Origin of the sequence: Arthrobacter methylotrophus, assembly GCF_039539965.1 — a bacterium.
Lineage (GTDB): Bacteria > Actinomycetota > Actinomycetes > Actinomycetales > Micrococcaceae > Arthrobacter > Arthrobacter methylotrophus.
Map to the genome: position 1 here is coordinate 1,809,826 of NZ_BAABED010000001.1, position 15,480 is coordinate 1,825,305.

A 15,480-nucleotide genomic window follows, 5' to 3' on the forward strand; every position below is an offset into this window, starting at 1 on the left:
TAACGCCACGACACGGCGGGAGGCACGACGGTCTGGCCGGAATGCCTCCACTTGCTTGTATAGCTCAGTTGGCAGAGCGCCCGCTCGACATGCGGGTTGTCCGGGGTTCGAGTCCCTGTGCAAGCACTCCAGGCTGAGACACTGCAGCCGTTCGAAGTGCTGTGACCAGTTTGCGGTCGGCCCAAGGGACACCATTCAGTGTTACTGCTTCCCTAGCTCATCAGGTAGAGCACCGTGCTTGTAACACGGGGGTGGCCGGTTCGAGTCCGGCGGGAAGCTCGAGGGGCGGCACGTCCCGACAGACAAGGACCGTCAGTGCGCAACGGGGTGTAGCTCAGCTTGGCTAGAGCGCCTGGTTTGGGACCAGGAGGCCGCAGGTTCAAATCCTGTTACCCCGACGATCCACCCGCCCTTTTAGCTCAGTCGGTAGAGCATCTGTTTCGTAATCAGAAGGTCGCCAGTTCGATTCTGGCAAAGGGCTCGAACCTGTCAGTGGGAGTAGTTACCCCGCCCGGAATACCCGTCAAACTAACGGGCCGGAGTCGGACAGGATTCACGCTGGTTGGCGAAATTGGCATCGCGCCTGCCGTAGGAGGCAGGAGTTCACCCCGGATGAGAGTCCGGGCAGGAGCGTGCTCCTGGGTTCGACACCGTGGCCGGTGGCGCAGAAAGAAAATCGGGGTATGGCGCAGTTTGGTAGCGCGCGTCGTTCGGGACGACGAGGTCGCAGGTTCAAATCCTGTTACCCCGACTCTGCAGTGATGCAGATAATGGCGGGATGGCAGAGCGGCCGAATGCAACTGCCTCGAAAACAGTCGCCCGGGCAACCGGGCCGGGGGTTCAAATCCCTCTCCCGCCGCACATGTGATGAGTCGAGACATCCTTCACGGATGAGTCGGGTCATCGGTTACACCCCGGTCTTCGGACCGGGGTGTTTTTCTTTGTCTGGCCTGGTAGTCGCGGGTGGGGTCGATGGTGAGTTCGTGGATGATCTCTCCGGTGGTTGTGTCGCTGATGGTGACGTCGGTGTCGTGTATGAGCATCAGGACGTGCTTGCCGGCATAGGCGCGGCCGATGCCGATGTGGCGGAGCCGGCCCGCATGGCGGAGGGTGAGTTTCCCGTACTGGTCCACGCGGTCTACGCGTCGGCGCCAGTGGTCTCCCTGTTTGGCTCCGGCCGGTGCTGCTTTAGGCGTTGCGGTGTAGGCAGTGGCCGGTGTTCGCCGGTCCAGGGCCCGGTGCGGGCGTTCGTGGTTGTAGATGTGCCGGAACTTTCCCAGCTGCTCGTTGAGGTCATTCAGCATGTGGGCCCGCGGCTGTCCGGTCAGCCATTTCTTCAGGGTCTGGTGGAAGCGTTCGATTTTGCCCTGGGTCTGCGGGTGGCTCGGGGAGCCGTTCTTCTGCGTGATGCCCAGGGCATGGAGCTGGTGTTCGAAGGCGTTCCGCCCGCCCCGGCCGCCGGCGAGGCGGGTCGTGTAGACCATGCCGTTGTCAGTCAGGGTCGAGGCCGGCACCCCGTATTCGGCGGCGGCGGTGAGGAATGTGGCCACCACGGCAGTGACTGTGACGGGTGTGAACGCGGTGCAGGCGAGCAGGTAGCGGGAGTGGTCATCGAGGAAGTTCAGGATCTCTGTATCGGTCCCGTCGGCCAGTGCCCAGTGGGTGAAGTCGGACTGCCAGGTCTCGTTGGGCTGGTGCGCTTCGAAACGGTGCAGGGAGGCCCTCGGCCGCTTCTTCGGTTCGGGACGGATAAGGCCTGCGGTATGCAGGATCCGGCGGATCGTGGAGGTCGAGGGCGTGGGCAGGCCTTCACGGTTCAGGTGCCAGGCAATCGTGACAGGGCCCGCGTCCAGCCCGGCGGCGTCCAGTTCCCGGCGCAGGGCCAGGATACGTGCTGTGACTGCGTCGTCAGTGCAGCGGGGATTGCTGAGCGGCCGTTTCGATCGCGGTTCGACGGCGGCGATACCTCCTTCGGCTTCGCGCCGGAGGAGCTCGTGCACCCAGCGGCGGCTGACACCGTAGCGGCGGGCCGCGGCAGCGACGGTCAGGCCTTGGTCACGGACTGCGAGGACGATAACTTTCTGCTTCGACATGAATCATGCTCAACCATCCCCGGTGTGAACCATGTCCCGACTCACCGGTGAAGTGTCAGCTGTGAACCATGTCCCGACTCATATGTGAACTATGTCGTGAAACTACACACCTCTCCCGCCGCACACATGGTCACCGTCAGAAGTCCACCACTGAAAGGGACCCCATGGGCCTCAGCTTCCGCAAAACCATCAACCTCGGCAAGAAGACCCGACTGAATGTCTCCAAGTCAGGCGTCTCGGCGTCGCGCAAGATCGGGCCGGTCACAGTCAATAGCCGGGGACGGATCACGATCCGCTTGGGCAAAGGTCTTTCCTGGCGTCAGTAGCATTACCCGGCACGGATTGATCCATGCCGGCCAACGGGATGTGGCGCAGCTTGGTAGCGCACCTGGCTGGGGGCCAGGGGGCCGCAGGTTCAAATCCTGTCTTCCCGACGCGAGTGGCTATGGGGCAGTTATCTGTCCCAGCGGGCCTCGTCAGTCCACCGGGTCCGCGGGCTGGCGGCCTCTTCGGCCTGGGACTTGGCGTCGTTCCAGGCGCTTTTGAAGAACGAGCGAGCAGCCAGTGCGAACAGGGCAGCCACTCCTGTCCAAGCTACCTTCTCAAAGTTGTCCATGTCTTCCCCACATCAATCGACGATCCATCGAGCATAGCCGCCCAGGTTGCGGCGCGCTGGAAATCGTCGGTCGGCGGGTACACGCCGGGTTCACCCGGCCCGCACCACACCGGCTCCGGCCGGCTCGGTCTCTTAGCTCAGTTGGTAGAGCGCGTGTCTGAAAAGCACGAGGTCCCCGGTTCAAGCCCGGGAGTGGCCACTGGGGTGCAAGCCCTCCTCGTCCGCAGGTACGTGAACCTGCAATGTTGGTGTGGCGTAGTGGTAACGCAGCAGTCTGCCAGTCTGCAGTCGCGGGTTCGATCCCCGTCGCCGACTCGATTCACCAATGCCGTCGAAGCCCTGAAGGTAGGGCGCCTGGCTTCCAACCAGGAGATAGCGGGTTCGATCCCCGTCGCCGGCTCGATCGGCGCCTTGTGCGCCGTCATGCCTCCGTAGCTCAGTGGATAGAGCGGCGGCCTTCTAATCCGCATGTCGCAAGTTTGAATCTTGCCGGGGGCGCTAGATCTGCTTCACTATCTGTTCCGGCGCACCTACTCTTGCCGATGGCGCTCCATGGCCGCGGCAGTGATGACCTCGTCGGGCTCCAGCCTGGTGCCCCTGAAGCCGTCCATGAGGTCGTCGAGGTAGATGAACGAAACGCCGTCGGTCGGGTCAGCATCCCTGACAGTCTTTGCCTCAATGTTGGCCTGGATTTCGACTGGATCGATCTCCGTCCCGGAGGTCGCGGCCTCGAGGTCCTTGATATAGACGAACGCCGGCCCGGGGGAGTGGACTGCTGATCGGAGAGTGTTCATTTGTATCCACGCGTCCAGCTTGGCGGCGTCGATCTGCTTGTCTGCCGGGATCTTCGACTGATGCATGGCACGACGTTATCGGAAACCTCGCCGGCTATGGCGATCAGCACGCCAAAGCGTTTAGCACAGCTTGCATAGAGCATCCGCTTTGGGAGCGAAAGGCCGCAGTTTCGGATACCGATACTCCGACAAAAGATTTCATGCGGGACTGCCTACATTCCGGCGACGGTTTGTGCGGCTCGTTGCGCCAGGTATTCCTCTAGCGGCTCGGTCCGGTAGAGTGGCCGTTCTGACCGATCCCAACCGGCCTGTGTTGCGAATCCCAAGGCCCCACTCTCGGAAATATAGATTCCGTCAGCCCGGGGTGTGTCGGTTCGAACGATTCCTCTCAGGAGCTTTTCGTAGCCAGAACCCAGGTGATGGCAATAGGTGGCTACTTGATCTGCTCCACCGCCTATTAGCGATACGGTTTGCGACAGGACGATCCTGCCGTCCGAGTCGATGACTAGGGCCTGAGCGGACCTCTCAGTGTTGGTTATTGTCTTCGAGAACGGCTTGAGCGCGTAGGCCGATATGTCTGTCTGCTGGGATGGGTAGCCGTCCATGACCGTCATCTTCGGCCATCGTGCAGACTGCAGCTCTGCGAACACCTCGCTGACCAGGCCCTTCAGCAGGGGCTCCACCTCGGCCAGGATCCCGGAACGAACAGCCGCGGTCTCCAATCGGGAGGCTTCCCGAGCCTCCACTTTGAGCACCTCGCCTTGGAGCTTCTGCCGAAAGATGTCCTTGAATCCCACTAATACCCCCCGTGATGTCGAGATGCCTGTGGTGTCAGTGTAGACACCGCCTAGAAGCAGTGAGGGAGTTACCGGTGAAGTTTTCTTCCTGCGCCGCACACATGAGAGAAGTCAGGGGCGCCGAACACGGCCAGTGACCGGGTGCTTCCGCCCGATCGAACACTCTGAGAATGGTGGCTCGTAAACGAAGCCCAGTTGGCCAAGCTGGGACATCAAAAAGGACATAGCGGTGGAGGGCCTGTTCGGTGCCAGAGACCGCGTTTGGGGACCTAGCTCAGTGGCAGAGCGAGGGATGGGAGGGCGCCCTTCATCCATCCTTGGTCAGCGGTTCGAATCCGCTGGTCTCCTCGAGGCAGCTTCGGCGGCCTTACCAAAGGGGGTGACTTGGTTTCGATACCGCCTGATCATTCCGGGAAGAAGCGGGTAAGGAAGCGCACGGGAATCCTTTCAAAAATCCGGGCAACAAGAGATGCCAACGCAACTCGCAACGACTACAGCCTCGCCGCTTAATTGCGACGGGACCTAAGCGTGGTCTGTCTCAAACCGCATCAGGCAAATGGTTTCGGCCGCGGTTTAGGCATCAGCTAAAGGACACCTGAGTGACGGCAGCGCTGCGGGCCGGCATTCGTATCAGCAGCTAGACCGGGACGGTCCGTTGTTCGCCATGAACCGGCCGGGTCGATAAGCACCAAGGCGGACTACACCCGTAGAAGAGCTCGGAATCAGGGGGTACACAGGGGTTCGAATCCCCTCACCTCCACGACTCAGGCCGGGGCGCCACACCAGTGACTCCGGCCTTTTACCTGGCGCTGTGGGCGAATTGGCAAGCCGGCAGACTGCAAATCTGTGCCTTCGGGCATTGCCGGTTCGAGTCCGGTCGGCGCCTCTGAGTTATGCCTGGAAGTTTGGCCGAGTGGCAAGGCAACTGTCTTGAAAACAGTAGTCGGGTGTGAAAGCCCGCGGGGGTTCGATCCCCTCAACTTCCGCGACGGTGACGCCTAGCGATCCCTCCGCACACATGAAGTCTGCCGGGAAAACCGGCCTTCAGCCGGAAGGAACCTCCATGTCCACCACATTCAGCGCCGTCCCTGGCCCGGTCACTGGCTTCGCCATCTCCTGCGTCCACGGCCCGACAGACCACCTCTTCGAGTCCTACCCGGCCGTCCAGGAGTTCCTGCAGGCTGAGCTGGACGCCCACGGCGGCACCGGCCACCTGGCTGGTTGCGGTAACGACTTCTGCGCCGCGATGCGCATGTCCATTGAGGCTCTCGAGGCCGACCCATCCCCGCGGATGCGGGTCTCCAACTCCAACGGCGGGGCCCTGGCGTCTTTGCTCGGCTACCCCGCGGACGGCTATTCCGTCTCCGGGTCTGACACCGCGGAGGTCTTCCGGGACCGTGTCCTGGCCGCCCAGTCCACGAACTCGGACAGCGGCTACACTGCCGATCGGCTCGTGGAGCTGCTCGACATCGCCGAGTTCTGCGCCGCCCGCGGCCGAGATGTCCAGTGGGCCTGAACGGCGCTGGTGCCACCCGTCTACGCATGCTTCCTTCGTGAGCCCCTCAGTAATTAGCGCCGTCCGGCCCGTAGCGGAGATCGTCCCGTTCGACCCGAAGACACATCTCCAGGGCGCCGTCGAAGCGCTGCTGCGGTTGCGCCGCGCCGGGGGCCTCTATCCTCCGCGCAACGTGAAGGCCGCCATCAGTGACTTCGCCTACTGGCTCCTCAGCGAGGAGGTCCTGGGCCGCTGGGTCGCGCTCATTGATGGCCAGGTCGCAGGGCACATCGCCCTCACCGCTCCCCATCCGTACCTGACCGACGCCCTCGCCAGCATGGATCAGGTGCCCGTGGAGCCCGACGGTTTCTGCGAGGTCTCCAAGTTTTTCGTTGACCCGGACGCCCAAGACCGCGGAGTCGGCGCAGCGTTGTTCGACGCGGCAATCGGCTTCGCCCGCAGCCAGGGCCTTCAGCCGGCATTGGCTGTCGTGGACACGTCCCTTGCCGCCCGGCGGTTCTTTGGCCGCCACGGCATGACAGAAGCGGGCAGTCTCCGCGGGATCCACGGTGAAAAATTCGTGTTCGTCGGCGCGGCCAAGACCGTCTGGCGTCGGGAACCGGCCGTCACCGCTCGGGCCGCATAGGAAAGCCCAGACACCACCGGCCCCACCGACGAGGAACCCTTATGGCACCGCAATACCCCGTTAACCCCGAGTTGAAAAGCTTTGTCAGCACGCAGCTGCTGTTCACCCGCATGGACGAGAACGCGGCAACCGACGCCCTGGAATTCCTGGGGGTGGCAGAGGCCGGGAATGAGACGGCCGAGCACCTCATCGTGCCGGCCGAACTGGTCGGCGTCTAGCACCCCTGAACGCCCGCACCCCGAACATTCAATCCTTTTTGAAAGAGACCCGTGAGCACTTCACTCCCCGCCGAACCCCTCATCCGCGACGTCATCATCGTTGGTTCAGGACCGGCCGGCTACACCGCCGGTATCTACACCGGACGCGCCAACCGCAAGCCTCTGATCGTGGCCGGGATGATGGAGCCGGGTGGGGAGTTGATGAAAACCACGGTGGTCGAAAACTACCCCGGCTACTCCTATGGCATCGAAGGTCCCGACCTGATGGACAACATGCAGGGACAGGCCGAACGCTTCGGTGCGGAGATCCTGTTTGAGGAGGCCACGGACCTCGAACTGGACGGCCCGGTCAAGAAGGTCACTACGACCGATGGCGAGGTCTATCTGGCCCGGTCCGTGATCATCTCCACCGGCTCAGCACACCGGAAACTGGGCTTGCCGAACGAGAGCGCCCTCTCCGGCCGTGGCGTGTCGTACTGCGCCACGTGCGACGGGTCGTTCTTCCGCGACCAGGACGTCGCTGTCGTTGGCGGCGGCGATTCGGCTGCCGAGGAGGCACTGTTCCTGACCAACTTGGCGAAGTCCGTGCGCCTGATTGTCCGCGGCGACCAGCTGCGCGCCTCGAAGATCATGGCGGACCGCGTCATGAGGCAGCCGAAGATCTCGGTCGAGTTCAATACCGTCGTGACGGGTATCCTCGGCGAGGACAAGCTCCACGGGCTTATCCTCACCTCCGCTGACCGGGAGCACCCCTACACAGTGCCAGCCGACGGCCTGTTCATCGCCATCGGCAACGACCCGCGCACCGCCCTGGTCCAGGGCCAGCTGGAGCTCGCTGAGCAAGGCACCATCGCCGTGGACGGCCGAAGTTCCCGGACGAGCCTCCCGGGTGTGTTCGCCGCCGGCGACGTAATCGACCCGAGCTATCGCCAGGCTGTCACCGCCGCGGCGTCCGGTTGTGTCGCTGCCCTGGACGTCGAGCACTTCCTGGCAAACTCCGTCCCGGCACCGCTGGAGGCGGCCACGGCCTAAGCGCCGATCCGCGCTGGTGTAACTGGCAGCACGCCGGTCTTTGGAACCGGATGGTCGAGGTTCAAACCCTCGGCGCGGAGCAGAAAGACCCCCGGAGCGCACGCTCCCCGAACGACTGGACAGGCATGGAACAACTCCCGACAGGATCCCGCGTGAGGCTCGGCCAGGGCACCCGCCCGAAGGCCTGGTGGACGGTACGCGCAGTGGACGACCGTTTCACCGTCCTGACCCGGCCCGCATCCAAGAAAGACCGCGGAAGTGAGTTCACGATCATCGACAACGTCCGCGGCCTTAGCGGCCCGTGTGACCTCATCGGGCAGGGCTGGGACGTCGACGCCGAGCATGGCTGCGAGAAGCTGCTGCGGGCACTGAACTTCCACCTGGAGGTCGTGGCCAGGCTGGCGGCTGGCGAAGGATCGGTGCGTATGACGGAGACATCCACGGAGGTCTCCTACCGGAACAACGTACCGATCGAGTTTCTTCAGGTGGGTTCCTAACCACCCCCTTTTCACGTTCGCTGCGGATTTCCCAATGACAAAACCGCTCTCACACAAGTGGGCGCATAGAGCAGTCAGGAGCCGCGAACACAACAGGAAAGGGGCGCGGATGTCATGGAGAGCGTTCTGGTTCTCAACGCAGGATACGAGCCTCTGCACAGGGTTTCGCTGAAGCACGCCATCAGGATGGTCCACCGCGGTGTGGCCGAAGTCCTCAAGGACGACGGTGAGCGGCTCGGACCCTTCGCGCGCCCCCTGGTCCTGCGGCTCATTAGGTACGTGAAGATGACCTGGCGTGCCCGCCCCAGCTGCAGCAAGGAAGCGGTGAAGCGTCGCGACGGCCGCTGCGCCTACTGCCCGAAGGGGAAGGCTGAAACGGTCGACCACATCATCCCGCAGTCCCGTGGCGGCCGGAACACGTGGATGAACCTGGTCGGCTGCTGCTTCCGGTGCAACCAGAAGAAGGCTGACAGAACCCCGGCGGAGGCAGGCATGAAACTGCTCCTGACACCGTACGCACCCAAGGAGCGGCCGCCGCTGCTGCCCGACTTCGACTACGCACTCCTGGCATAGGAAAGGGCCCCTGGATCATCCGGGGCCCTTTCCTATCGGCGCATCCTAGGCGAGGATCTTTGCGAAGCTCGAGCCCAGATCGGGACAGTAGTTCTGCCCGCCGACGGTCAGCAGCTGGGTGATGTCCTTGGCCAGCTGAGGCGTCAAACCGTCAGCGGACCCGGTGGCGGCGGTGAGTGCCTGCTTCAGGAGAACATCCTTGCCGGTCGCACCGTTTCCTACGGAAGCGCAGGTTAGCTGGGCGATGACCGTCAGTTTGTCATCATCAAAAGCCGTCAGCGTGGTGGTGCCCTTGCGGGCCTCTGCGTAAAACTCTTTGTCTTTCATGACGGGCTTCTGGTAGTCCCACATCGTCTTGTTCGGCTTTGGCCCGTCCGTGGCCGCGCTGCCGAAATGCGGGTCCGCCGTGTTGGAAGGATCGGGACCGATGAACGGCGGCGTCGCCGGTGCCGCGGCAGAACATCCGGCAGCCAATGCAAGAACGGCTGCGCCGAGAGCGAGTGTTGCGAGTTTCTTCATGAGGATCCTTCAGGCAGGACGGGAATGGCATGGCCTTCATCTGGAAACATGCGTAGGCATACAGCCGGTGGCTGTGTTTTGGGCGGCCATCCATCCGGGAGAGGATGGCCTGATGACTACTGCACTGATCACCGGAGCCACATCGGGCCTAGGCGCCGAGTTCGCCCGCCAGCTCGCCGCCCGCGGCCACCACCTTGTCCTGGTAGCCCGTGACACGGCCCGGCTGCAGGAGCGCGCCATTGAGCTCACCGCGGCCTACGGCGTCGGTGTGGAGATCCTGACCGCTGACCTGCTGACCGATGACGGGGTCGCACTGGTCGCGGCACGGCTCGAGGAGGATGACCGGGCTGTCGATGTGCTGGTCAACAACGCCGGGTTCGGGCTGGCCGGCTGGTTCACCGACAACACTCTCGCCCAGGAACGCGAACACCTCCGGATCCTCGTGCAGACCCCGATGGACCTGTCCCACGCTGCACTGACGGCCATGGTCCTCCGAGGAGGCGGCCGGGTCATCAACGTCTCCTCAGTCGCCGGGTTCACCCCGCGCGGGACCTACTCGGCCGCGAAAGCCTGGGTCATCAATTTCAGCCGCTGGGCAAACGCCCACTACGGGCCGAAGGGTGTGAGCGTGACAGCGATCTGCCCCGGGTTTGTCCGCACGGAGTTCCACGGCCGTATGGGCGCCGATACCACCGGCATACGAGGCTGGATGTGGCTGGCACCGGAGCGGGTCGTCCGCGAAGGACTCCGGGACGCATTCGCAGGCAAGGCGGTGTCGATCCCGACGAAACGCTACAAGGCCCTCACTGCGGTCACAGCCAACATGCCGGATGCGCTGGCGACGAAGTTCTCCGCCCGCGGACGCTAGAGCCTGCCGGCTACGCCTCCAGGTGGAACTCGACCCGGTAGCGCATGAACCTGATGTTTTGGGCTACTGACAGCGCGCGGCGGATCTTCTGATCGTCCTCCTGGGCGATGATCACTCCCTCAACGGTTTGGCCAGGTTCGAGCAGGACCTCCTGGACGAACCCCATGTAGCGCTGGATCTGTCCGACCACGACGTCGCTGGCGCGTCCGCGCTTCAGTTCGATGACGAGCAGCCGGGTCCGGTCCTTGCTAACGGCCAGGATGTCCATGGGGCCGGTGTCGGTCGGGAATTGCTGGCCTTTGACCTGGCCGTCCTCTTCGTAGATGTCGTATTCCCGGCCAAGTGCTGTGCTGCGCCAGTTGTGCACCAGGAAGTCTTCGAGCTGCTTTTCCATCTGGAAGGCGAGCCGGTCCTGGACTTCCGAGGCGATGGCTTCGACGATGGGCTGGACGGGATCCGCGAGCTGGGTGAGTACGGCCAGTTCGTCAGCATGGGGTGCCAGCTGGAAGACCGTCATCAAGGATCCGGTCGAGGAGGCAAGGGTCGGACTCATGGCGTCACGACTGAAGGAGCCCTTCCAATCGACGCGGCGACGGTGCGGCAGGGCCGTTCCGGGGTGGTATTCGTATCCGGAGGTGACGGTCCCGTACTGGTAGGTCCGGTCAGGCTTCGGTGCAAGAACCACGTCACCTTCGAGGATGCCTTCGCAGGCCGCCCACAGGTTCCCCATGGAGAGCCCAGCCGCGATCCGTGACTTCCCCGGGTACATCTCCAGGAATACCGGGTTCAGGGCGGCGCGGAACGCGTCAGCACCTTTGCCAAGATGAGGACGGACGTCGTGGTCACCGATGAAATCGACCCCGAGGTACCCCTCCTCGATCATCTCCAGGGCGTTGGCCCCGCCGGTGCCCTGCCGCACCACATAGGTCGTCGTCATCGTTCTCCCAGTTTCGGTGGACCTTGGCTTGTTTTTGTCCCGAGCTGAACCTATACCAAGACGGCAGCGACCACTGAACCGGGGAGTACCACCGCCTGTGCTGTTTATGCGGCCAGAGGCGTCACGAGCTCGTCACGCAGATCCCGGAACATCCGGGCACCGACCTCGGTGGTGACACCGAATTCGCGGTTGCGGCGAGCCAGCACCGCCAACCGGTCGGCGGCCTCGTTTCCTTCGTCGCCCCGGTGGCCTTTCACCCAGCGGAATACGACGGGCATGTGGGTGGATTCGTCGAGGATGCGTTTGGCGAGCTTGATCTGGTCGGTGGTGAACGAGGCCGGCTGGTGGCCGGCGCCGATGATGCGCAGCAGCCGCAGGGCCGCTTTGGAGTCTGACTGGACCAGAATCGTCCCCTGGCTTCCGGCGGGGACCGGGTGGCGGCTGATGAGCGACTGCAGGGCCCACCGGATTGCAAGCAGCTCGCCGGTCAGGATGTCCCCGCACCGGGGCACGTCCACGGTTTTCTGCCCGCACGAGAGCACCATGCCGTCCTCGGCGGCGACAACCCAGCCCAGGCCGGCAACCAGTCCGCCGTTGGCGATGGACGCGTCGGTGCTGACCACCAGACTCCGGGCATCGGGGTTGAGCCGGACGTCGGTGGAGACCGGCATCTCTTCCATGGCCTTAACGACGGCGGTGCGGTAGGCGCAGATTGCGGTCGTCTCGGAGAGCAGGACATTCGGAACCGTGTCGATCATCCCGGCGATCGCCTTGCGGATGAGGATGTTGGAGACGTCCAGGACAACGTACTGGCGTTCGGAAGCGACTTCCAGGACGGCGGAGAAGGCAGCCAGCACCGCCTCTGTCCGGGTCGCTGAGAATGATTTCTGGGGCTGGACCTCGCCGGTGCGGATGCCGAGGCTGCCATCGTCTTCAAGGACGCCGATACCCCACTGCCCGGAGTTGTCGAGCACCCGGACGTGGAGGATGACGTCGGTGGGTGCCCCGGAGGGGACACGGGGTGCGGTTGTTTCCGGTGTGGCGGACATGAGGGCTCCTTCAGATCAACTGGCGGCACGCTACCGCTCACCCTTCATGTGTGCGGCATATGGACGTGAGGTACCCACGGCCGTCGGAACCGTCTACGCATGTTTCCTGATATGGACCTGACGCGTGATCTTCGGATGCTTGAAACATCCTTCAGCCGGAACTTCTACAACGGCGACTCCCTTGATGCGATCAGGCAGTCGAAAGCCGACGGCTACTTCCTGCTGACCGCACCGCATGCAACCAATCGGTGGTCCGAAGGGCGCCGGAAATTCGCCGACCAGTACACCGGCGCGATGGTGCAGCTACTCGGAGCCACCGCCGGCCAAAGCTGGCTTGCCACGGACGGGATCAGTTCGGACTGGACCTACTGGGATGAGCGCAGCGACCCGTTCAAGCTCGCCCTGGACGACATGCTCGACGAGGGCAGGTATCTGATCAACGTGGTGGGCGTCAGCGCCCGCTACGGGGCCGACCTCTACATCGGGCTCGGCAACGAACCGCGCGCCGAGGAGCTCGAAATGGCTGAACTGATCGAGGACACGTTCGCTGACTTCCACGTCATCACGGGCGGCCAGTTCAACGCCGTCAACCCCAAATCCGTCCGCACCTACGCCCGGGCCACCGGTAGCGGAGCCATTCAACTGGAGCTGGCGCCGAGCATGCGGGACCCGCTCGAACACCCGGACACGGCGGGGGAGTTCGTACTCCGGTTCGCCGAGCTGCTCGCCACTCGATCGGCCCGCTGCATGGACCGGGCCGATTCCGTACTGGTCTGACGGAAGACCCGTGTCACATCGTCTGCTCAGACAAACCTGACAGCCTCCACGACGTTTTCGGCGCGCAACACGTGTGTGGTCGCCTGCCAGGACTCGAAGCGGCCATAGTGAGCCGGTTCCAGAACAGGTTGCCAGCCTTGCTCGACTTCGCTGCGCAGGTCCGCCGGCCAGTCGGTGATTTCGGCTCCCCATCCTCCGACTGTTCTGAGCCGCTCTTCGAAATCATCGAGCACCTGCTCGAAACGAGCACGGTATTCGGCGTCACTCTCGCCCGGAAGATCGGGGACGTGCGGACGCCTGTTGAGGACCGCATGCCAGTCACCGAAATGTGAAAGAAGCACTTGTTCGCGCGGTACCTTGCACGTGAACAGCACCTCGCCTTTGGCCTGCCTGCAGAAGTCCACCAAATCCCGGCGTCCGATCTGGGCCCAGAACCAGACGGCCCCTTCGCCCTCGGTAGTGAGCCGTGCCGCCATCTGACCCTGCATCCAGGCATAAGGGACCGCATTGAACGGGTGAACCAAGGACTTGTCCGGCACATGGACGCCGGTCCCGAGGAGGGCATCCAGCACCGCTGCGGGCTGCACGGTATGGAGGAGGAGCTGGTCGGCAAAAATGTCGTAGCCCATTCTTCCCGCCGGGACGGCGTCAGCAGGTCGGGCATTTCTGATCGGAAAATTCGGCACGACAATATCATCACCGAGAACTCCGACATGACCGGTTATTCGGGGGACCGGAACCGCGGCCGCCGCACACATGACGGGATGGAAACCTGTCTCTGGAGGAACCTATGCCCTGGCTCGTCAGCATCGTCAACCGCCCTATCGCCGCACCCCGGCCTGTCTCCCCGGCTGCCCGGGCCCGATTCGACCAACTGGTCGCCCTCTGGACCCGGCACGTTCCGGCAACCGACGGGGACGGAGCAGGCGACTACGAGGACTTCGTGGAGCAGGTGGTCCACCTGGAAGCGGCCCTCGACACCTTCGGCGCCGACAACATCTGGCTAGTGATCTCCACCGATCCGGGGACCGCCGTCAACGCCGGCAACGGCGAGACCCGCCCCGCAGCGGACCTGCAGCTCCTGCCCCGCTACGGGACGCAGCCGAGCCGACGCCATCAGGACGTCGACATGGAGCAGGCCCGCCACGCTGCCGACTACTACCGTTACGAGGCGTTCCTCGCCCGCGCCGGACGCCGGTTCGCCGTCTGCGGTTTCGGGCTTGAAGGTCAAGGAGCCGAACTCGGCGACGTCCTCGCCGGCTGGGCCGCCGAGGGCCGCCGACGGGCGTTCTTGAAGTCGGTTCAGATCAAGCAGTTCGCTTTCCCGGTGGACCTGCCCGAAGGCTTCGACCCGGCAGACGGGTCACGGCTTGTCTACGACGCCCTCAACTACGGGGCGATGTATTTGGAAGGTGCGCGGGAGAGCATCATCGCCCAGGAGTTCGTGACGATGGAGTACGAATACCGGGTGTTCGTCGTCAGCAACACGGTCGCCACCGCCGCCGGATGCATCGAGGAATTCACGCCACTGGACAACAATGGCTACCTCTTCGACAACCAGCTGCGCCGTCACCGGCAGGCAAAGTCCCCGGTGGAGGCCGAACCTGCCATCGCCGGAATCCTCACCGACTTCGCACGCAATGCTGTCGACGCCCTGGCCCTGGAAGTGCCGGCGCTGACCGACTATGTCATCGACGTCGCGCTCGGCCCCGGCGGTAAGCCTCTGATCGTGGAACTGAACTCCCTGCTGAACGCCGGCCTCTACGCCAGTCAGCCGATCCGGGTGACCGAAGCGATGGCCGCTCGGGAAGGAGTCCTGGTCCGGTAGTGGGCATCCCGGCCGGCTACTGGTAAATTCCCGTCCAGGGTTTGCCGCCAACGTCTTGGATCAAGAGGCCATTCAGCGGCAGACAACGAACGCCGGAATCCGACGGACCTACCCCACCGGTGTTTGACCCGCCACCGGCGCCATTGGTGCCGGTGGCGTCAAAGTTGAGGACTCTAGTTGGCAGCGAGGTATTGGTCGATGATGGACGCCTGGATGCGTCCGCGGCCGTTCACCTGCAGTCCCTGTTTCTGGGCCCAGGCCCGGACATCCTTGGCGGAAGGCCCCGCACCCCTGCTCTCGGCCATGCCACGCTTGCGCCCACCGGTCCGCCGGGCCTTTTCAAGGAAGCCGCCCAGTCCTGACCTGAGATTCTCGGCGTGGTTCTCGTTCAGGTCTATCTCGTAATCAACGCCGTCCAGCGAAAATGTCAGAGTCTGGTTCGCGGTAGATCCGTCCAGATCATCGATAAGTTCTACAACTGTTTTCTGAGCCATCCGAAGAGGCTACCACCGGCCTTGACCTGCGGTTTTGTCATACGATGCCGTTCAGCGTTCAATACGGACCGACAGCAACCGCCATCCCTCGGGGACTACTTCGTTCAGGGCCGCATAGGCCTCCGTGTAGCTTGCCCCTTCGGTGTTGATTTCCTGCGTTTCTTTCGGGGCGATGATGCCCACAACCTTGACCATCACACCATCGTAGGGGCGGAGGCAGAGCCGGGCCGGCATTCCTGCGATCGTG

General features: G+C 63.5%; 20 protein-coding genes, 14 tRNA genes, 1 other RNA gene and 1 pseudogene. 26 read left to right on the top strand and 10 right to left on the bottom strand.

Annotated features, from left to right (window positions below):
• Window positions 1-53: 53 nt before the first annotated feature.
• The 6 genes from ABD884_RS09345 to ABD884_RS09370 all read left to right on the top strand — a co-directional run bounded on the left by ABD884_RS09345 (window position 54) and on the right by ABD884_RS09370 (window position 859).
• Window positions 54-126 (top strand) — tRNA-Val (locus ABD884_RS09345).
• 80 nt (window positions 127-206) lie between these two features.
• Window positions 207-279, top strand: a tRNA-Thr gene (locus tag ABD884_RS09350).
• A 44-nt stretch (window positions 280-323) separates the two neighbouring features.
• A tRNA-Pro gene (locus tag ABD884_RS09355) sits at window positions 324-398 on the top strand.
• A gap of 10 nt (window positions 399-408) precedes the next feature.
• Window positions 409-481 (top strand) — tRNA-Thr (locus tag ABD884_RS09360).
• A gap of 196 nt (window positions 482-677) precedes the next feature.
• Window positions 678-751: transfer RNA gene (locus tag ABD884_RS09365), tRNA-Pro, on the top strand.
• Between the two features lie 21 nt (window positions 752-772).
• Window positions 773-859: transfer RNA gene (locus ABD884_RS09370), tRNA-Ser, on the top strand.
• A 25-nt stretch (window positions 860-884) separates the two neighbouring features.
• Here the strand turns inward: ABD884_RS09370 and ABD884_RS09375 are convergent.
• Complete coding sequence (locus ABD884_RS09375) at window positions 885-2,093, bottom strand: IS481 family transposase (protein WP_345043951.1); 1,209 nt, start codon at window positions 2,091-2,093, stop codon at window positions 885-887.
• Window positions 2,094-2,257: 164 nt separating this feature from the next.
• On the opposite strand from ABD884_RS09375, the gene ABD884_RS09380 reads away from it, so the two are divergent.
• Window positions 2,258-2,419, top strand: a complete 162-nt coding sequence (locus ABD884_RS09380; RefSeq protein WP_345043956.1) for a DUF4236 domain-containing protein — start codon at window positions 2,258-2,260, stop codon at window positions 2,417-2,419.
• Between the two features lie 34 nt (window positions 2,420-2,453).
• Window positions 2,454-2,527, top strand: a tRNA-Pro gene (locus tag ABD884_RS09385).
• 20 nt (window positions 2,528-2,547) lie between these two features.
• On the opposite strand, the gene ABD884_RS09390 is transcribed toward ABD884_RS09385, so the two are convergent.
• Window positions 2,548-2,709: a hypothetical protein gene (locus ABD884_RS09390; protein ID WP_345043961.1), complete on the bottom strand. Its 162-nt coding sequence runs from the start codon at window positions 2,707-2,709 to the stop codon at window positions 2,548-2,550.
• Between the two features lie 126 nt (window positions 2,710-2,835).
• Between ABD884_RS09390 and ABD884_RS09395 the strand changes: the two genes are divergently transcribed.
• The 4 genes from ABD884_RS09395 (at window position 2,836) to ABD884_RS09410 (ending at window position 3,207) form a co-directional block, all read left to right on the top strand.
• Window positions 2,836-2,908 (top strand) — tRNA-Phe (locus ABD884_RS09395).
• 45 nt (window positions 2,909-2,953) lie between these two features.
• A tRNA-Gly gene (locus tag ABD884_RS09400) sits at window positions 2,954-3,024 on the top strand.
• Window positions 3,025-3,036: 12 nt separating this feature from the next.
• Window positions 3,037-3,109, top strand: a tRNA-Gly gene (locus ABD884_RS09405).
• A gap of 25 nt (window positions 3,110-3,134) precedes the next feature.
• A tRNA-Arg gene (locus tag ABD884_RS09410) sits at window positions 3,135-3,207 on the top strand.
• A gap of 32 nt (window positions 3,208-3,239) precedes the next feature.
• Here ABD884_RS09410 and ABD884_RS09415 read toward each other — a convergent pair.
• Window positions 3,240-3,569, bottom strand: coding sequence for a hypothetical protein (locus ABD884_RS09415; RefSeq protein ID WP_345043964.1), 330 nt, complete (start codon window positions 3,567-3,569; stop codon window positions 3,240-3,242).
• A 146-nt stretch (window positions 3,570-3,715) separates the two neighbouring features.
• Window positions 3,716-4,300 carry a hypothetical protein gene (locus ABD884_RS09420; protein ID WP_345043972.1) on the bottom strand — a complete coding sequence of 195 codons (585 nt, stop codon included), beginning with the start codon at window positions 4,298-4,300 and terminating at the stop codon, window positions 3,716-3,718.
• 263 nt (window positions 4,301-4,563) lie between these two features.
• Between ABD884_RS09420 and ABD884_RS09425 the strand changes: the two are divergent.
• The 11 genes and pseudogenes from ABD884_RS09425 (at window position 4,564) to ABD884_RS09475 (ending at window position 8,761) form a co-directional block, all read left to right on the top strand.
• Window positions 4,564-4,648: pseudogene (locus ABD884_RS09425) on the top strand.
• Window positions 4,649-4,675: 27 nt separating this feature from the next.
• Window positions 4,676-5,063: a transfer-messenger RNA gene (ssrA, locus tag ABD884_RS09430) on the top strand.
• A 42-nt stretch (window positions 5,064-5,105) separates the two neighbouring features.
• Window positions 5,106-5,186, top strand: a tRNA-Cys gene (locus ABD884_RS09435).
• A gap of 13 nt (window positions 5,187-5,199) precedes the next feature.
• Window positions 5,200-5,286: transfer RNA gene (locus tag ABD884_RS09440), tRNA-Ser, on the top strand.
• 77 nt (window positions 5,287-5,363) lie between these two features.
• Window positions 5,364-5,816 (top strand): hypothetical protein, encoded by a 453-nt coding sequence (locus ABD884_RS09445; protein WP_345043977.1) that lies wholly within the window; start codon window positions 5,364-5,366, stop codon window positions 5,814-5,816.
• Window positions 5,817-5,853: 37 nt separating this feature from the next.
• Window positions 5,854-6,441 carry a GNAT family N-acetyltransferase gene (locus ABD884_RS09450; RefSeq protein ID WP_345043982.1) on the top strand — a complete coding sequence of 196 codons (588 nt, stop codon included), beginning with the start codon at window positions 5,854-5,856 and terminating at the stop codon, window positions 6,439-6,441.
• Window positions 6,442-6,482: 41 nt separating this feature from the next.
• Window positions 6,483-6,659, top strand: a complete 177-nt coding sequence (locus tag ABD884_RS09455) for a hypothetical protein (RefSeq protein WP_345043986.1) — start codon at window positions 6,483-6,485, stop codon at window positions 6,657-6,659.
• Between the two features lie 51 nt (window positions 6,660-6,710).
• Window positions 6,711-7,691 (top strand): thioredoxin-disulfide reductase, encoded by a 981-nt coding sequence (trxB, locus tag ABD884_RS09460; protein WP_345043989.1) that lies wholly within the window; start codon window positions 6,711-6,713, stop codon window positions 7,689-7,691.
• Between the two features lie 7 nt (window positions 7,692-7,698).
• Window positions 7,699-7,771: transfer RNA gene (locus ABD884_RS09465), tRNA-Gln, on the top strand.
• A complete protein-coding gene (locus tag ABD884_RS09470) occupies window positions 7,742-8,188 on the top strand; it encodes a hypothetical protein (RefSeq protein WP_345043994.1) in 447 nt (148 codons plus the stop codon). The genes ABD884_RS09465 and ABD884_RS09470 overlap by 30 nt, the downstream gene beginning before the upstream one ends.
• A gap of 114 nt (window positions 8,189-8,302) precedes the next feature.
• Window positions 8,303-8,761: an HNH endonuclease gene (locus ABD884_RS09475; RefSeq protein WP_345043999.1), complete on the top strand. Its 459-nt coding sequence runs from the start codon at window positions 8,303-8,305 to the stop codon at window positions 8,759-8,761.
• Window positions 8,762-8,806: 45 nt separating this feature from the next.
• Here ABD884_RS09475 and ABD884_RS09480 read toward each other — a convergent pair whose 3' ends face one another.
• Complete coding sequence (locus tag ABD884_RS09480) at window positions 8,807-9,280, bottom strand: hypothetical protein (protein WP_345044002.1); 474 nt, start codon at window positions 9,278-9,280, stop codon at window positions 8,807-8,809.
• A gap of 112 nt (window positions 9,281-9,392) precedes the next feature.
• On the opposite strand from ABD884_RS09480, the gene ABD884_RS09485 reads away from it, so the two are divergent.
• On the top strand, window positions 9,393-10,148 hold the full coding sequence (locus ABD884_RS09485) for an SDR family NAD(P)-dependent oxidoreductase (protein ID WP_345044009.1): 756 nt from the start codon (window positions 9,393-9,395) through the stop codon (window positions 10,146-10,148).
• A 10-nt stretch (window positions 10,149-10,158) separates the two neighbouring features.
• On the opposite strand, the gene ABD884_RS09490 is transcribed toward ABD884_RS09485, so the two are convergent.
• Both ABD884_RS09490 and ABD884_RS09495 read right to left on the bottom strand, forming a co-directional pair.
• Entirely contained in the window at window positions 10,159-11,085 is a 927-nt protein-coding gene (locus ABD884_RS09490) for an endonuclease NucS domain-containing protein (RefSeq protein WP_345044016.1), read from the bottom strand.
• A 104-nt stretch (window positions 11,086-11,189) separates the two neighbouring features.
• The gene (locus tag ABD884_RS09495; protein ID WP_345044025.1) at window positions 11,190-12,134 is read right to left on the bottom strand and encodes a ribonuclease H family protein; all 945 of its coding nucleotides are present in this window, start codon (window positions 12,132-12,134) and stop codon (window positions 11,190-11,192) included.
• Between the two features lie 99 nt (window positions 12,135-12,233).
• On the opposite strand from ABD884_RS09495, the gene ABD884_RS09500 reads away from it, so the two are divergent.
• Window positions 12,234-12,911 (top strand): hypothetical protein, encoded by a 678-nt coding sequence (locus tag ABD884_RS09500; RefSeq protein WP_345044028.1) that lies wholly within the window; start codon window positions 12,234-12,236, stop codon window positions 12,909-12,911.
• Between the two features lie 26 nt (window positions 12,912-12,937).
• On the opposite strand, the gene ABD884_RS09505 is transcribed toward ABD884_RS09500, so the two are convergent.
• Entirely contained in the window at window positions 12,938-13,540 is a 603-nt protein-coding gene (locus tag ABD884_RS09505) for a DUF3841 domain-containing protein (protein ID WP_345044033.1), read from the bottom strand.
• A 161-nt stretch (window positions 13,541-13,701) separates the two neighbouring features.
• Between ABD884_RS09505 and ABD884_RS09510 the strand changes: the two genes are divergently transcribed.
• Window positions 13,702-14,739 (top strand): ATP-grasp domain-containing protein, encoded by a 1,038-nt coding sequence (locus ABD884_RS09510; RefSeq protein WP_345044038.1) that lies wholly within the window; start codon window positions 13,702-13,704, stop codon window positions 14,737-14,739.
• 173 nt (window positions 14,740-14,912) lie between these two features.
• Here the strand turns inward: ABD884_RS09510 and ABD884_RS09515 are convergent, their stop codons facing one another.
• Window positions 14,913-15,233: a histone-like nucleoid-structuring protein Lsr2 gene (locus ABD884_RS09515; RefSeq protein WP_345044045.1), complete on the bottom strand. Its 321-nt coding sequence runs from the start codon at window positions 15,231-15,233 to the stop codon at window positions 14,913-14,915.
• A gap of 51 nt (window positions 15,234-15,284) precedes the next feature.
• A complete protein-coding gene (locus tag ABD884_RS09520; protein ID WP_345044050.1) occupies window positions 15,285-15,428 on the bottom strand; it encodes a hypothetical protein in 144 nt (47 codons plus the stop codon).
• Window positions 15,429-15,480 lie beyond the last annotated feature (52 nt).

What these genes read in the sequence shown, in the direction of transcription:
- ABD884_RS09390 (WP_345043961.1), bottom strand. Translation starts at nt 2,709, where the DNA reads ATGGACAACTTTGAGAAGGTAGCTTGGACAGGAGTGGCTGCCCTGTTC.
- ABD884_RS09515 (WP_345044045.1), bottom strand. Translation starts at nt 15,233, where the DNA reads ATGGCTCAGAAAACAGTTGTAGAACTTATCGATGATCTGGACGGATCT.
- ABD884_RS09470 (WP_345043994.1), top strand. Translation starts at nt 7,742, where the DNA reads ATGGTCGAGGTTCAAACCCTCGGCGCGGAGCAGAAAGACCCCCGGAGC.
- ABD884_RS09510 (WP_345044038.1), top strand. Translation starts at nt 13,702, where the DNA reads ATGCCCTGGCTCGTCAGCATCGTCAACCGCCCTATCGCCGCACCCCGG.
- ABD884_RS09490 (WP_345044016.1), bottom strand. Translation starts at nt 11,085, where the DNA reads ATGACGACGACCTATGTGGTGCGGCAGGGCACCGGCGGGGCCAACGCC.
- ABD884_RS09485 (WP_345044009.1), top strand. Translation starts at nt 9,393, where the DNA reads ATGACTACTGCACTGATCACCGGAGCCACATCGGGCCTAGGCGCCGAG.
- ABD884_RS09475 (WP_345043999.1), top strand. Translation starts at nt 8,303, where the DNA reads ATGGAGAGCGTTCTGGTTCTCAACGCAGGATACGAGCCTCTGCACAGG.
- ABD884_RS09520 (WP_345044050.1), bottom strand. Translation starts at nt 15,428, where the DNA reads ATGGTCAAGGTTGTGGGCATCATCGCCCCGAAAGAAACGCAGGAAATC.
- ABD884_RS09505 (WP_345044033.1), bottom strand. Translation starts at nt 13,540, where the DNA reads ATGGGCTACGACATTTTTGCCGACCAGCTCCTCCTCCATACCGTGCAG.
- ABD884_RS09445 (WP_345043977.1), top strand. Translation starts at nt 5,364, where the DNA reads ATGTCCACCACATTCAGCGCCGTCCCTGGCCCGGTCACTGGCTTCGCC.
- ABD884_RS09380 (WP_345043956.1), top strand. Translation starts at nt 2,258, where the DNA reads ATGGGCCTCAGCTTCCGCAAAACCATCAACCTCGGCAAGAAGACCCGA.
- ABD884_RS09480 (WP_345044002.1), bottom strand. Translation starts at nt 9,280, where the DNA reads ATGAAGAAACTCGCAACACTCGCTCTCGGCGCAGCCGTTCTTGCATTG.
- ABD884_RS09455 (WP_345043986.1), top strand. Translation starts at nt 6,483, where the DNA reads ATGGCACCGCAATACCCCGTTAACCCCGAGTTGAAAAGCTTTGTCAGC.
- ABD884_RS09415 (WP_345043964.1), bottom strand. Translation starts at nt 3,569, where the DNA reads ATGCATCAGTCGAAGATCCCGGCAGACAAGCAGATCGACGCCGCCAAG.
- ABD884_RS09375 (WP_345043951.1), bottom strand. Translation starts at nt 2,093, where the DNA reads ATGTCGAAGCAGAAAGTTATCGTCCTCGCAGTCCGTGACCAAGGCCTG.
- ABD884_RS09495 (WP_345044025.1), bottom strand. Translation starts at nt 12,134, where the DNA reads ATGTCCGCCACACCGGAAACAACCGCACCCCGTGTCCCCTCCGGGGCA.
- ABD884_RS09500 (WP_345044028.1), top strand. Translation starts at nt 12,234, where the DNA reads ATGTTTCCTGATATGGACCTGACGCGTGATCTTCGGATGCTTGAAACA.